16 protein-coding genes are annotated in these 13,403 nt (G+C 63.2%); 8 read left to right on the top strand and 8 right to left on the bottom strand.

Translation table 11 applies throughout. The features are described 5' to 3' along the window. Window positions 1–43: 43 nt before the first annotated feature. A complete protein-coding gene (locus RBA95_RS05070) occupies window positions 44–769 on the bottom strand; it encodes a glutathione S-transferase family protein (RefSeq protein WP_306015730.1) in 726 nt (241 codons plus the stop codon). Between the two features lie 116 nt (window positions 770–885). On the opposite strand from RBA95_RS05070, the gene RBA95_RS05075 reads away from it, so the two are divergent. The 5 genes from RBA95_RS05075 to RBA95_RS05095 all read left to right on the top strand — a co-directional run bounded on the left by RBA95_RS05075 (window position 886) and on the right by RBA95_RS05095 (window position 4,027). Continuing rightward, a complete protein-coding gene (locus tag RBA95_RS05075; RefSeq protein ID WP_306015731.1) occupies window positions 886–1,845 on the top strand; it encodes an isopenicillin N synthase family oxygenase in 960 nt (319 codons plus the stop codon). Next, entirely contained in the window at window positions 1,842–2,261 is a 420-nt protein-coding gene (locus RBA95_RS05080) for a hypothetical protein (RefSeq protein ID WP_306015732.1), read from the top strand. Before RBA95_RS05075 ends, RBA95_RS05080 begins: the two co-directional genes overlap by 4 nt. 54 nt (window positions 2,262–2,315) lie before the next feature. After that, on the top strand, window positions 2,316–2,768 hold the full coding sequence (locus RBA95_RS05085; RefSeq protein WP_306015733.1) for a hypothetical protein: 453 nt from the start codon (window positions 2,316–2,318) through the stop codon (window positions 2,766–2,768). After that, window positions 2,765–2,980, top strand: a complete 216-nt coding sequence (locus RBA95_RS05090) for a helix-turn-helix transcriptional regulator (RefSeq protein ID WP_306015734.1) — start codon at window positions 2,765–2,767, stop codon at window positions 2,978–2,980. Before RBA95_RS05085 ends, RBA95_RS05090 begins: the two co-directional genes overlap by 4 nt. Before the next feature lie 102 nt (window positions 2,981–3,082). Continuing rightward, on the top strand, window positions 3,083–4,027 hold the full coding sequence (locus tag RBA95_RS05095; RefSeq protein ID WP_306015735.1) for a radical SAM protein: 945 nt from the start codon (window positions 3,083–3,085) through the stop codon (window positions 4,025–4,027). On the opposite strand, the gene RBA95_RS05100 is transcribed toward RBA95_RS05095, so the two are convergent. The 7 genes from RBA95_RS05100 to gatC all read right to left on the bottom strand — a co-directional run bounded on the left by RBA95_RS05100 (window position 4,024) and on the right by gatC (window position 10,932). Next, window positions 4,024–5,394, bottom strand: a complete 1,371-nt coding sequence (locus tag RBA95_RS05100) for a mechanosensitive ion channel family protein (protein ID WP_306015736.1) — start codon at window positions 5,392–5,394, stop codon at window positions 4,024–4,026. The two genes, RBA95_RS05095 and RBA95_RS05100, sit on opposite strands and share 4 nt — an antisense overlap. A 550-nt stretch (window positions 5,395–5,944) precedes the next feature. Beyond that, entirely contained in the window at window positions 5,945–7,441 is a 1,497-nt protein-coding gene (gatB, locus tag RBA95_RS05105) for an Asp-tRNA(Asn)/Glu-tRNA(Gln) amidotransferase subunit GatB (RefSeq protein WP_306015737.1), read from the bottom strand. A 36-nt stretch (window positions 7,442–7,477) separates the two neighbouring features. Further along, window positions 7,478–8,464 carry an NADPH:quinone reductase gene (locus RBA95_RS05110; protein WP_306015738.1) on the bottom strand — a complete coding sequence of 329 codons (987 nt, stop codon included), beginning with the start codon at window positions 8,462–8,464 and terminating at the stop codon, window positions 7,478–7,480. Next, window positions 8,464–8,712, bottom strand: a complete 249-nt coding sequence (locus RBA95_RS05115) for a hypothetical protein (protein WP_306015739.1) — start codon at window positions 8,710–8,712, stop codon at window positions 8,464–8,466. Before RBA95_RS05115 ends, RBA95_RS05110 begins: the two co-directional genes overlap by 1 nt. A gap of 113 nt (window positions 8,713–8,825) precedes the next feature. Next, window positions 8,826–10,307 carry an Asp-tRNA(Asn)/Glu-tRNA(Gln) amidotransferase subunit GatA gene (gene gatA / locus RBA95_RS05120; protein WP_306015740.1) on the bottom strand — a complete coding sequence of 494 codons (1,482 nt, stop codon included), beginning with the start codon at window positions 10,305–10,307 and terminating at the stop codon, window positions 8,826–8,828. Further along, on the bottom strand, window positions 10,300–10,641 hold the full coding sequence (locus RBA95_RS05125; RefSeq protein ID WP_306015741.1) for a hypothetical protein: 342 nt from the start codon (window positions 10,639–10,641) through the stop codon (window positions 10,300–10,302). Before RBA95_RS05125 ends, gatA begins: the two co-directional genes overlap by 8 nt. Window positions 10,642–10,644: 3 nt before the next feature. Further along, a complete protein-coding gene (gene gatC, locus RBA95_RS05130) occupies window positions 10,645–10,932 on the bottom strand; it encodes an Asp-tRNA(Asn)/Glu-tRNA(Gln) amidotransferase subunit GatC (RefSeq protein WP_306015742.1) in 288 nt (95 codons plus the stop codon). A gap of 165 nt (window positions 10,933–11,097) precedes the next feature. On the opposite strand from gatC, the gene ruvX reads away from it, so the two are divergent. From ruvX to RBA95_RS05145, 3 genes are read left to right on the top strand one after another with little or no spacing between them, the layout of a single operon-like run. Then, window positions 11,098–11,544 carry a Holliday junction resolvase RuvX gene (gene ruvX, locus RBA95_RS05135; RefSeq protein WP_306015743.1) on the top strand — a complete coding sequence of 149 codons (447 nt, stop codon included), beginning with the start codon at window positions 11,098–11,100 and terminating at the stop codon, window positions 11,542–11,544. Next, window positions 11,541–12,461, top strand: coding sequence for an AEC family transporter (locus RBA95_RS05140; protein ID WP_306015744.1), 921 nt, complete (start codon window positions 11,541–11,543; stop codon window positions 12,459–12,461). Before ruvX ends, RBA95_RS05140 begins: the two co-directional genes overlap by 4 nt. Further along, on the top strand, window positions 12,458–13,372 hold the full coding sequence (locus RBA95_RS05145; protein WP_306015745.1) for an AEC family transporter: 915 nt from the start codon (window positions 12,458–12,460) through the stop codon (window positions 13,370–13,372). Before RBA95_RS05140 ends, RBA95_RS05145 begins: the two co-directional genes overlap by 4 nt. Window positions 13,373–13,403 lie beyond the last annotated feature (31 nt).

Raw genomic sequence — 13,403 nt, forward strand, 5'->3', positions numbered from 1 at the left:
CTAAAAGGCGACACCGGCAGGGGAAAGCCCAATTTACGTTTGGTTAGGATTTGGCGCGCTGACCGAACAGCACATCCCGCGCCTTCTTCATTTCCTCGCTGTCTTCGGCGAGCGACTTGAACAGGTCCTTGCCCACGGCGCGACCGGCCTTGACCGCTTCTCGCGCGCCCACACGCTCATGCCAGGCTTTCAGACGCGGAAACTCATCCAGGTTCTGCCCCTGCCCCTCGGGCAGAATCCAAGGCCAGGCGGCCATATCGGCGATGGAGTAGAAATCACCCGCCAGATAGTCGCGGTGCTCGAGATCACGCTCGATCACGCCATACAGGCGATGCACCTCATTGGTGTAGCGGTTCTTGCCGTATTCGAGCTTGGTCTCGTCCGGTTCAATCTTCAGCGCATAGGTGCGGAAATGGTGAGCCTGACCGCACATCGGGCCCAGACCGCCCATCTGCCAGAACAGCCATTCCTCGACCGCGGTCTGCTCGCGCAGGTTCGAGCCATAGAACTGACCCGTCTTGCGCGCCAGATATTGCAAGATGGCGCCGCTTTCAAAAACCGAGATCGGTTCGCCATCCGGACCGTTCGGATCAATGATCGCGGGCATGCGATTGTTCGGGCTGATTTTCAGAAAATCCGGTTCGAACTGTTCGCCCAACCCGATATTGACCGGTTTGAGCTCATAGGGCAGGCCCATTTCCTCAAGAGCGATGCTGACTTTCCATCCGTTGGGGGTGGGCCAGTAATACAGTTCGATCGGCTTGCTCATCGGGGGGCCTCCCTGCCCTTAAATACAGCTTTGAACGTCCTATGTCGGGCCCTGCGACCATTCGTTCAAGACATAGCGACTTCACGAGCCTGCGAGGGAGCGCTAAAGAGCCCGACATGACCGATATCATTCTTACCGACCAGAACCTCGAACCGGTGTCCTTCAAGCTCGCCGGTCAGGATCCTGAAGCGTTCGCCCGCGAACTGGGCGCGAGCTTCCGTGAAACCGGCTTTGCCGTGATCAGCGATCACCCTGTCGATACCGATGTGATTGATCGCGCCCTGGAAGACGCCAAGGCCTTTTTCGCCCTGCCTGACGCCGCCAAGCGCGCCTACGCCATTGAAAACGGCGGCGGCCAGCGCGGCTACACCCCGTTCGGCACCGAAAACGCCAAGGGCATGGACCAGAAGGATCTCAAGGAATTCTGGCACCATGGCCGGAACCTGCCCGAGGGCCACAAATACTCCGACGTCATGCCCCCGAACGTGCCGGTGAAAGAGATCGCCCGCTTTGACGACAGCATCCAGGCGCTCTACGCCGCGCTCGACGAGATGGGCGCGGTGCTGCTCCAGGCGCTGGCCAAGGATCTGGGCCTTGAGGAGAACTGGTTCTCCAAGACCGTCAATGACGGCAATTCCATCCTGCGTCTGCTGCACTATCCCCCGATCGATGGGGATCCGGACGGCGTGCGCGCCGGCGCCCATGAGGACATCAATGTCATCACCCTGCTGCTGGGCGCTGAGGAAGCGGGTCTGCAGGTGAAGACCAAGACCAGCGCCTGGCTGCCCGTGCAGCCGCCCGAAGGCGCGCTGGTGATCAATATCGGCGACATGCTGCAGCGCCTGACGAACCATGTGTACCCGTCCACCACGCACCGCGTGGTGAATCCGTCAAAGGAACGCATGGCCTTCTCGCGTTATTCCACGCCCTTCTTCCTGCACTTCAATCCCGATTTCCTGATTGAAACCCTGCCGGGCTGTATCAGCGCGGACAATCCGAACCGGTATCCCGAGCCGATGACGGCGCACGAATACCTCCTGGAACGCCTGCGTGAAATCGGACTGATCAAGGCGTGACTGATCCGGCACTCACCCGCTCGCTCGCCAGCCGGACCCGACTGTTCACGCGTTTCTTCGGCGCGGGCTTCGCCGGCTGGCAGGGCGGTGAGGCGCTGATCGCCTTTGGATTAGGAGCGCCGGGCTTCTTTCTGTCCGGCATCGGCATGGGCGTGACCATTGTCAGCATTATCCTGCTGGCGGGTACGGTCCTGCACGCCCGCAAGGCCAAGGCGTTCGACGTCTTCAAGGCGCCGGCCATCGCACCGGCGTCGCGCACGGCCGTGATTGCACTGGGCGTCGCCATGGCGGTCTCGGCCGCGTTGATCGGGCTTGCTCAAGCGCCGCAGTCGCCCCTGATCGACCTGATCATCGCCGCGCCGGTTCTGGCGTTCTGTCTGCATTTCGCTCACAGCTTCAAACCGAACCTCGACTGATCCGCAAAACCGTGTTTAAGTAACCTAAAGGTTACACGACACGGGAGAGCCGTCATGGACCAGCTCGAAAAAATCAATGCGCGTATGCGCGTGCTGCTGCTGTGCCAGGCGGCAGGCTTCTTCTTCTGGCAGGCAGCAGGCGGCGTGGCTCAAACCGACTCGCTGCCGCAAGCGTTCTCAGGGCCGGGTCTGATGGTCAGTCTGTCCGGGTTCGGGCTCTGGCTCGTGTCGATCAGCCTCTATTTCCTGGATGCGCGTCGCGCCCACAAACTCTTTGGATACGACGTGATCAATGACGAATGGGCGCGCGATGTACGTCGCCGCGCCGCTGAAGCCGCGTTCTGGGTGATCACGGTCTCAACGGTTCTCGCCATGACCATCAGCAATTTCGGCGTCGATGGCGGGCTTTTGCTCAAACTCCTGACCGGAGTGACGGTTTCCAGCTTCTTCGTCGCAACGGTGTTTTATGATCGACGCGGAGACACGGCAGAGGACACCCACGCATGAGCGGAGCAGAGCTGGGCAACGCCATGAAGGCGCTGCGGGCGCAAGCGGGCATGACCCAGGCCGAGTTGGCCGCGGCGGTCGGCGTGACCCGCAAGACGATCAACACTGTTGAAAACGGCGTTTTCATTCCGTCAGCTCTGCTCGCGCTGAAAATCGCCAAGGCGCTCGATCATCCCGTCGATCAGGTGTTCTGGCTCCAAGAGGACATGTGAACGGACTGAACACGACACAGACACATCCTCTTGAGCGTGATTGTCGGGGCCGCGTCCCTGCCCTAGCTTTCGGTTTCCCGCTTGCAATGACTCGGATCGTTCATGCCTGACGCTTCAGCGCCGCTTCTGAAATTTTCTGACCCTGTGACGACCGCCAAGGGCGAGCAGCGCGCAAGCGTCAGTTTCGATACGCTCAAGACGCTGTGGTTCAACACCGGCACGCTGTGCAATATCGAATGCAAGAACTGCTATATCCTCAGCTCACCCACTAATGACGCGCTGGTCTATCTGACCGAAGCGGATGTAACCGCTTATCTCGATGAAGTCGACGCCCTGGGTTTCGGCCCTGTGGAGATCGGGTTTACCGGCGGCGAGCCTTTCATGAACCCGGACATGATCCGTCTTATGGAGGTGTCGCTGGAGCGTGGCCACCGCGTGCTGGTGCTGACCAACGCCATGAAGCCGATGATGCGCCCGCGCGTTCAATCAGGCCTTCTCGACCTGCAAGCTCGCCATGGCGACCGGATCGAGATGCGGCTGAGCCTTGATCACTATACCCGCGGCTATCACGACGCCGAGCGCGGACCGGGCGGCTTTGACGCCACCGTCGAAGGCATGGTCTGGCTGGCCGAGCACGGCTTCACGCTCAGCGCCGCCGGCCGGTCAGTGTGGAATGAAACCGACGCCGAAGCGCGTCGGGGTTTCAAGGCGCTGTTTGACGGGTTGGGCGTGGATATTCCCTCGGAGGATCCGGCCCGCCTCGTGATTTTCCCTGAAATGGATGAGAGCGGCGATCCGCCCGAAATCACCGTGGATTGCTGGGGCATTCTCAACCAGAACCCCAAGGACATCATGTGCGCCAGCCAGCGCATGGTGATCAAGCGCCGCGGCGCGGACCGCCCCAGCGTCGTGGCGTGCACGCTCCTGCCCTATGAAGACGAGTTTGAATTGGCCGACACGCTGGAAGCCAGCCTCAAACCGGTGCGCCTGAACCACAAATACTGCGCTCAGTTCTGTGTGCTGGGCGGGGCCAGCTGCTCGGCCTAGTCCGCGTCCTTGGCCTCGTCTGACGCTTTCGCGCGCTCGGGCAAGGCCTTCACATGCAGGTCCATTTGCGGGAACGGGATCTCGATGCCCTCTTCGTGCAATCGATCCCAGATCGCCAGATAGACGTCGGACCGCACATTCGCCTGACCGTTCTGCGGATCACGGATCCAGAAGCGCAGATCGAAATTCACTGACGAGTCGCCAAACTCCATCACATTGCAGACCGGGTCCCGTTCACTGACGACCCGGTTCACCGTCTTCGCCGCTTCAATGGCGAGGCTCTGCACCTTTTTGAGATCGCGCGTGTTGTAGGACACGCCGAACGGCGCGTGCATGCGCACGATATGATCCGATTTCGACCAGTTGGTGACGCCGTTATTGATGAAGTGGTCGTTCGGCAGCAGCATTTCCGTGCCGTCACGGGTCCGGATCGACACATAGCGCGCCTGCATGCCGGTCACCCAGCCGAACTGATCATCCACCGAAATGGCGTCGCCAGGCTTGATCGACTTGTCCGCCAGGAGCGTGAAGCCGGCTGCGAAGTTCGACACGGTTTTCTGCAGGCCCAGACCCACGCCAATGCCGACCGCGCCGGAAAAGATCGCGAGCGTGGCGAGGTTGAAGCCGGTCATCTGCAGCGCGATCAGAAGCGCCAGAACCGGCAGCAACACCCCCAGAACCTTGGAGATCAGGGCGCTGAGCGCCGGAGAGATCTCGTCCGAGCGTTGCAGCTGCTTGTCGATGGTGCGTCCGGCGAAGCTCGCGATCGAGAACAGCAGGCCGAAATAGATCATCGTCCGCAGCACATCGAACAGGCTCAAAGTAACCGGCTCGCCTTCGCTGGTTTCGCCCAGCGGAATGGCCAGCGCCTGCAGCTGGGCGATGACGTCATCGAGCAGGCCGAACACATCCAGCGCCGCAATGGGCCAGATGATGTAGAACGCCAGGGTGGACCAGAAGCGCGAGCGGATGACCAGGGTGACCGCCCGGATGATGAGCCAGGCGCTCATCAGGCTGATCGCCGCGCTGACAATGGCCACCGGCCGGTCCAGCGCGCCCAGCCCCACCCGGATCGCCGTCAGGATGAGATAGAGCGCCAGCGGCGTCATCAGCTCGAGCGCGGCGGACAGCAAGCGTCGCCACAGCCCTGTCTTGATACGCGTTTTCGTCTGCTCATTGATGACATGACGCAAACGCGGACCGAACAGCAACGCTGGTGCGATGGCCGCAATGATCAGCGCCAGTTGCAGGGCGTTGTCGATATTGAACGCAGAGACCTGAACCCAGTCCCAGAGCGCTTCTGCGCGCGTGCGCAGCTCATCAACGGGCACAATGTCTGTAATCGCGGAGTTCGGCTGTTCAGTCATGACGATAAGGGTAGCGCGTTTGGGGCGCGTGTCACCAGAGCGGGTGCGGAGAGAGCCGAACTTATCCGCCCCCAACCGAAGCCGCATCATACTCTGATCCGTTCCTTCCATGACGGGCGGCCGGCGCGTTCAGGCTGGGAGGGGCGGGATGTCCCGAGGACAGAGGCTGTAACGCTGTCTCTGGCCGAAAAGGCGGGCAATCACCGGGCGGTCCAGGGCAGCGGCGTCTGATGAGGCGGTGACTGCACCGGCGGCGCGACAGCGCAAAAGTCTCCGGACGGTGATCCCGATAAAACATCTCAGGCGCGGGAGCCGGGCTCGGTTCTCATTCAACCTTGTCGCAACTCAAGACGCCCAGCTCTCGCGCGACCCGTCTTCGCCTCCCCCTGCGTTTGCGCGCGGGGCGATTGGTGCATGGGTCCCCGGGTCAAGCCCGAGGACCGAGAAGATAAAGCCCCAACATTTCGGCCTTCGGACTTGATCCGGAGGCCCAAAACAAAAACCCCGGAGCCGCGCTCCGGGGTTTTGTCATCGTGATCGATGAAGTCGTCTAATCGAGCAGTTTCTTGGCGAGGATCTCGTTGACCGCTTGCGGGTTGGCCTTGCCGCCCATCGCCTTCATCACCTGGCCCACGAACCAGCCCATGGTCTTGGGCTTTTCCTTGACCTTCTCGGCCTGTTCGGGGTTCGCCGCGATCAGGTCATCGACGACCTTCTCGATGGCGCCGGTATCTGTGACCTGCTTCATGCCGCGGTCTTCAACGATCTGAGCGGGGTCGCCGCCTTCGGCCCAGACGATCTCGAACACATCCTTGGCGATCTTGCCCGAAATGGTCTTGTCGCTGATCAGCGAGACGATGCCGCCCAGCTGTTCGGGGCTGACCGGGCTTTCGGTGATGGAAAGCCCTTCCTTGTTCAGGCGACCAAAGAGCTCGTTATTCACCCAGTTCGCCGCCAGCTTTGCGTCACGGCCTTCGAGCACTTTCTCGAAATAGTCCGCGCGATCCTTGTCCGCGGCCAGAACCGAGGCGTCATATTCGCTCAGGCCCAGCTCCTCGACGAAGCGCTTGCGCTTCTCGGCGGGCAGTTCGGGCAGGTTCGCCTTCAGATCCGCGATGAAGCTGTCTTCGAGCTGCAGCGGCAGCAGGTCGGGATCGGGGAAGTAACGATAGTCATGCGCTTCTTCCTTGGAGCGCATGGAGCGGGTCACGCCGGCATTGGCGTCGAACAGGCGGGTTTCCTGATCGATGGTTCCGCCCTCTTCCAGGATGTCGACCTGACGCTGGGCCTCATACTCGATAGCCTGCATGATGAAGCGCAGCGAGTTGACATTCTTGATCTCGCAGCGCGTGCCCAGATGTTCGAACGAACCGGTCTCGATGAATTTCTCGTACTGGCCCGGACGACAGACCGACACGTTCACGTCAGCGCGCAGCTGACCCTTCTCCATGTCGCCGCCGCAGGTGTCGAGATAGCGCAGGATGGTGCGCAGGGTGCGCACATAGGCCGCCGCATCCGCGGGCGTGCGGATATGCGGTCGCGAAACGATTTCCATCAGCGCCACGCCCGAGCGGTTCAGGTCCACATAGGTCGCGGTGGGATCAAGATCGTGGATCGACTTGCCGGCGTCCTGTTCCAGGTGCAGGCGCTCGATGCCCACGGTGAACAGGGTGCCGTCATCGCGTTCGCACTCGATCTCGCCCTCACCCACGATCGGATGGGCGAACTGGCTGATCTGATAGCCCTGCGGCAGGTCCGGGTAGAAATAGTTCTTCCGGTCAAAGCGCGAGAAGGCGTTGATCTGGGCGTTCAGTCCCAGACCCGTGCGCACGGCTTGCGCCACGCACGCCTCGTTGATCACCGGCAGCATGCCGGGCATGCCGGCATCCACGAGGGACACTTGCGTGTTGGGTTCCGCGCCAAAGGCCGTCGCCGCGCCGGAGAACAGCTTGGCGTTGGATTTGACCTGGGCATGCACCTCAAGCCCCATGACGAGTTCCCAATCGCCTGTGGCGCCTTTGATGACGTAGGTGTGCTCGCTGCTCATGGCGGTCTTCTCTATCTCAACTGAACAAGCGCATCGTCACGCGGGGGTGACGATGACGCTCCCGATTTTGTCTCCGGCCTCCACCCGTTTATGGGCGTCGGCGCAATCTTCCAAGGCATATACGCTGTCGATGCGCGGTTTGAGCGCGCCGTCAGCCAGTGCGCGGGTCACATCCTGAACGGCTGAGGCCCGCTGGGCCGGGGTGAGCGTATAGACGAACACGCTTTGCACCGCGGCGTTTTTGAACATCAGATCGTAAAACGGCAGTTCGGGCGTCTTCTCCGCCTCACTGCCATAGCTGGCGATCATCCCGTGCGGACGGATCAGCGCGACGGAGGCGGCCAGATTGCCGCCGAATTCCACCTCGACGATATGATCGACGCCCTCGCCCTCGGTCATCGCCTCGATGGCGTCGACCACGTCCTGCTGGCGATAATTGACCACCTCGTCCGCGCCCGCGTCCAGCGCAGCTTCGGCTTTTTCAGGGCCCGAGACGGTGGTGATGACCTTGCCCGCGCCCATCCATTTGGCGAGTTGGATCGCCTGAAGGCCCACCGCGCCCGCGCCGCCGGTGATGAGCACCGTCTTGCCCGTGACCGAGCCATTGGTGGTCAGCGCGCGATGGGCGGTCAGGGCCGGAATGCCCAGCGCCGCGCCCTCATCGAAACTCACAGCGTCGGGCAGTGCGCCCGTAAACTCCACCGGCACGACGCAGATCTCGGCGCAGGTCCCACCGGCGCGCTTGAAGGCGGCGTTGAAGACAAACACCCGCTCGCCGATCCGGGCCGGGTCCACGCCCTCACCCACCGCGCGGATGACGCCGGCGCCATCCGAATGCGGGATCTGCCGCGCCACGCTCATCGGCGCGCGCAGACCGGCGCGGGTCTTCACATCTGATGGATTGACGCCCGACGCCTTGATGAAGACCGCCACCTCGCCGGGCCCCGGCTGGGGATCGGGGCGTTCGCCCAGCGTCAGCACATCGTCCGCCGCGCCTTGAGCCTCGTACCAGATCGCGCGCATCAGGACGGCTCCCCGTTCGAGGCGTCGCTGGCAGGCGCGTCCGGCGCTTTGTTCGCCATGTCATCGAGCGAGCGCTTGAGCCGGGTGAAGAAGATGGTGTTCATCACCCCGATCGCGCCGGTGACCAGCAGCGTAATCCCCACCGCCATCTGCACGCCGCCCTCACCCAGTCGCCCGGACGCGAGCAACGCGCCCAGAATGGCGACCAGGCCGAAGCCGATCATGAGGAGACGGGGAAGATTGGTCACGCTGGTCCTTCTCGATTGTCATGGCCCGACTGGTTCGGGCCATCCATTCCGGTCGGCATCCATCAAACGCTACGGCATGGATCCCCCGGACAAGCCGGGGGATGACATGCGTGTTAAGCCCACCACTGCTCCGGCTTGGCGGTGAAGCCTGCAGCCTGTTCCAGAGCGCCGCCGACGGCGAACATGGTTTCCTCGTCGAGCGCCTTGGTGATGACCTGAAGGCCCAGCGGCAGGCCGTTCTTGTCCAGACCCGCCGGAACGCTCATCGCCGGGATGCCGGCGATATTGGCGGTCACGGTGAAGATGTCATTGAGATACATCTCGATCGGATCCGCATCGGCCTTTGAGCCAATGCCGAAGGCCGCGCTCGGCGTGGTCGGTGTCAGGATGGCGTCCACGCCTTCAAAGGCGGCGTTGAAATCCTCAAGGATTTTGCGGCGCACTTTGAGGGCCTTGAGGTAGTACGCATCGTAATACCCCGCGCTCAGCACATAGGTGCCGATCAGGATGCGGCGCTGGACCTCGTCGCCAAAGCCTTCGCCGCGCGTCTTCTCATAGGTGTCGATCAGGTCTTCACCCTCGACGCGCTGGCCAAAGCGCATGCCGTCATAGCGCGCGAGATTCGAGGAGGCTTCCGCCGGGGCGATGATGTAGTAGGCCGGCAGGGCGTATTTGGTCATCGGAAGGGAAATCTCGACGACTTCCGCCCCCTGCTCTTTGAGCCATTGGGCGCCCTTCTCCCACAGCGTATCGATGGCTGACGGCATGCCGTCCACGCGATACTCTTTCGGGATGCCGATCTTCAGCCCCTTCACGCCGCGACCGACGGCGGAGACCATGTCCGGAACCTCGCCCGGATAGGAGGTGGAATCCTTGGGGTCATGGCCCGACATGATCTGGGTCAGCAGCGCCGTGTCCTTCACCGTCTTGCCGAACGGGCCCGGATGGTCGAGCGAGCTGGCGAACGCCACAACGCCCCAGCGCGAGCAGCGGCCATAGGTGGGCTTTGCGCCCACAAGGCCGGTGAACGCGGCCGGCTGGCGGATGGAGCCGCCGGTATCGGTGCCGGTGGCGCCGTAAGAGATGCCCGCAGCCAGCGCCGCCGCAGAGCCGCCCGAACTGCCGCCCGGCACCAGCTTCTCGTCAGAACCCTGGGCGCGCCAGGGGTTCACGACCGGGCCCGTGGCGGCGGTTTCGTTGGACGAGCCCATGGCGAATTCATCCATGGAGGTCTTGCCGAAGAACACCGCGCCCGCATCCCAGAGCTTGCTGGTGACGGTGGATTCATAGCGCGGCTTGAACCCTTTGAGGATGTTCGAGCTGGCGCTGGTCTCGACGCCATGAACGCCGAACAGGTCCTTGATCGCGATGGGCACGCCCTCAAGCGCGCCAGCCTCGCCCTTGGCGCGACGCGCATCAGAGGCTTGCGCCATCTCCTTGGCCTTGTCGCCATCAATGGAGGTGAAGCAGTTGAGCGCGCCTTGCGCCGCTTCCGCCGCCTTCACCGTCGCCTCGGCGACGTCGACCGCCGAGAAGTCCTTCTTCTCAAGGCCGTCGAGCACATCGAACAAAGAGAGCTGGGTAAAGTCAGTCATGGGGCTGATCCGTTATGAGTTCGGCGCGGACGAGCCGCAGCCGCATGATGAAGTATGAAACAGCGTTTCCAACCAGAACCGCGCTGGCGCAGAACCAGCCGTTCAGCCGGTCAATGGTTTCAAATCGGGCCGCTTCCAGCGAATGGGTCGGGAAGGACAGGTAGAGACTGCAGAAGCCGAACAGCGCCAGCGTAGCGATGGACACATACCAGGGCAGCCAGTGATCACGCGGAATTGCGAAGGCCTCATTCAACCTTCGGGCAAGGAATGAACCCAGCAATCCGGCGAAACCGGCGATGGCCATAAAGACCAGTATGAGGCCAAGCGGCGCCACAGCTTACTCCACGCTCTTGGGCACAACGAAGAAGCCTTCTTCGGCTTTCGGGGCGTTGGCCAGAATGTCGTCACGCTTGCCGCCATCGGTGATTTCGTCCGGACGCAGGGGCAGCGGCGTCTGGACCGGCGTAGTCATCGGCTCGACGCCCGTGACATCGACCTCACCCAGCTGCTCGACCCAGTCGAGAATGCCGTTGAGTTCATTGGTGAGCGAATCGAGGCGGTCAGCCGGCTCGGCGATGCGGGCCAGACGCGCAATGCGCCGGACATCGTCTTTTGTCACAGACATGGGCAGGTCTCCGAATGGGAGGGCAAGGCTAAGCGCTCTGCGTACCAACGCCGGTGCTGCGGCGCAAGATTGTGACGGAGTCAGACCCTTCCCTTGTGCGGTCGGGAGGCCTAAACCGGGGCCATGTTGTTCCTGGACCCCGCCCTCTTTCCTGCTGGCCCGCTCATGGCCATTGATCCCGGCACGAAAACGCTGGGTCTGGCGGTGTCCAATACCGACCGCACTTTGGTCACGCCGCTGACCACCATCCAGCGCGAGAAATTCACCAAGGACGCCGAGGCGCTCCTGGCGCTCTATGACGAACGCGCTTGCGTCGGACTGATCGTGGGCCTGCCCTTACACATGGATGGCGGAGATGGCCGCCGGGCCCAGTCCTCGCGCTCCTTCGTGACCAATCTTCTGCGCCTGCGCGATCTGCCTGTCGCCTATCAGGATGAACGGCTGAGCACCTTCGCTGCGACCGAGTCCCTGATCGAGGCCGGGGTGAAGCCCTCGCTTCGCAAGGGCTTTGTGGATGCGCAGGCGGCGGCGGTGATTCTGGAAAGCGCGATCGGGCGCATCAATCAGGGCGTCACCCATACCCCGCTATCGCCGGACGACCCGATCTCATGAACGCCGTCGCCAGCGCCCTGATCCCCATTTTCGGCGTGATCGCGCTTGGCTGGGCCATGCGGCGTTCGGGCCTGGTGCGCAAGGAGCTCTGGCTCGGCGTGAACCGGCTCAGCTATCAGGCCCTGCTGCCGTCCCTCCTGTTCTCCACCATTTCCCGCGCCGATTATGCCGGCCTGCCCGCTGGCTCCTTCCTGATTGCGGTGACCTTGGGCTTTCTGGTGATGGGCGCCATCAGCCTGGCCTTCAAGCCGCTGCCCGTGCCCGGGCCGTCCTATACCAGCCTGTTCCAGGGCGGGGTGCGCTGGAACGGCTTTGTCCTTCTCGCGCTGGCGGGCACAGCCTTTGGCGCGGAGGGCAATGCGCTCGCCGCGCTGGTCTTCGCCCCCACCGTGCCTTTGATCAATGTGATGTGCGTGGTGGTGCTGACCATCTGGGGCACCAGCGATGTCAAACCCGATGCTCGCCGGGTCGGCATGCGCATCATCACAAACCCGCTGATCATCGCCTGTCTGCTGGGCGCGGCCTGTAATGCGCTCGGCCTGTTCCAGACCGGGCCTGTGGCCGATACCGCCGCCCTGGCTGGACGCGCCGCATTGCCGCTGATCCTGATGGCGATCGGCGCCGGGCTCGACTTCTCCGCCCTCAAGGCCCGGCCCAAGCTGTTGATGCTGTCCGTCGGCCTGAAGCTGATCATCGCGCCTTTGGTGTTCATCGCCCTGGGGCGGATGTTCGGGGTGGAAGGCGTGGCGCTCGCCATTCTCGCCGCCATCGGCTCGACCCCGGGGGCGGCCGCCTCCTATGTGCTGGCCTCCGAGCTGGGCGGGGATGCCCGGCTGATGGCGGGCCATGTCACCGCCACCACCTTGCTGGCCGCTCTGGCCATGCCGTTCTGGATCTGGACCACCAGCCTGCTATGACCCAGGTCATCATCTCCGCCTTCCTGCCGGTCTTCGCGATCATCGCCCTGGGCTATGGCGTGCGCGCCCTGGGCTATATCCCCCGCGAGCATTGGCGCGGCGTGAACGCACTGAACCATCGGCTTCTGCTGCCGAGCTTCCTGTTCTCGCTTCTGGCCCAGGCCCGGTTTGACGGCGCGAACAGCCTGACGCTTGCAGGCGTGTCCGCGCTCGGTTCAGTCCTCATGATCGCGCTCGCCCTGTTGCTGGGCCGGCTCGTCAGCAATTCGGGCCGCATCACCGCCCCGATGATCGCCAGCGCCGTGATGTGGAACATTGTGCTCTCGCTCGCCCTGGCGGAGCGCCTGCTCGGCGACGCGATTGCCAGCGCCGGCGCCGCGGTCTCCGCGACCGGCGTCATCATCGGCGCCGCCGCGTCCGTGGCCGGCTTTGCGCTGACCTCGGGACGCGGCTTGCAAGCCGCCCTGATGAAGACGGCGAAGGACCCGGTCGTTCTGGCCTGCGTGTTCGGCCTGCTGGCCAACCTGTCCGGTCTGGGGCGCGTGTCCGTCCTGGTCGGGCCCATCGAGATGATTGGCGCAGGGTCCATGGCCGTCATTCTGTTGTCCATGGGCGCCGGGCTTGATTTCAAGGCGCTCAAGGGCCGTCTGACCGTTCTTCTGTCCGCCGCCGTCTTGCGCACCTGTATCGGTCCCGTCGTCTATCTGGGATTGGCGCTGGCGTTCGGGCTGACCGGAGATCTCGCGGTGCTCATGGCGATCGCCGGCGCCGCGCCCGCCGCCGCCTTCATCTATGCCGTCGCCGCGGATTGTGACGGCGAGGCCGGACTGACCGCAGGCATGATCACGCTGACCGTGCTGACAAGCCTGATCAACCTGCCTGTCGCGGCCGCTGTCGCGCTGTCGCTCTGACAGGCTGCGACACCGTTCAGCTTGCCCGATC

Origin of the sequence: Oceanicaulis sp. MMSF_3324 (assembly GCF_030733545.1) — a bacterium.
Classification (GTDB): Bacteria; Pseudomonadota; Alphaproteobacteria; order Caulobacterales; family Maricaulaceae; genus Oceanicaulis.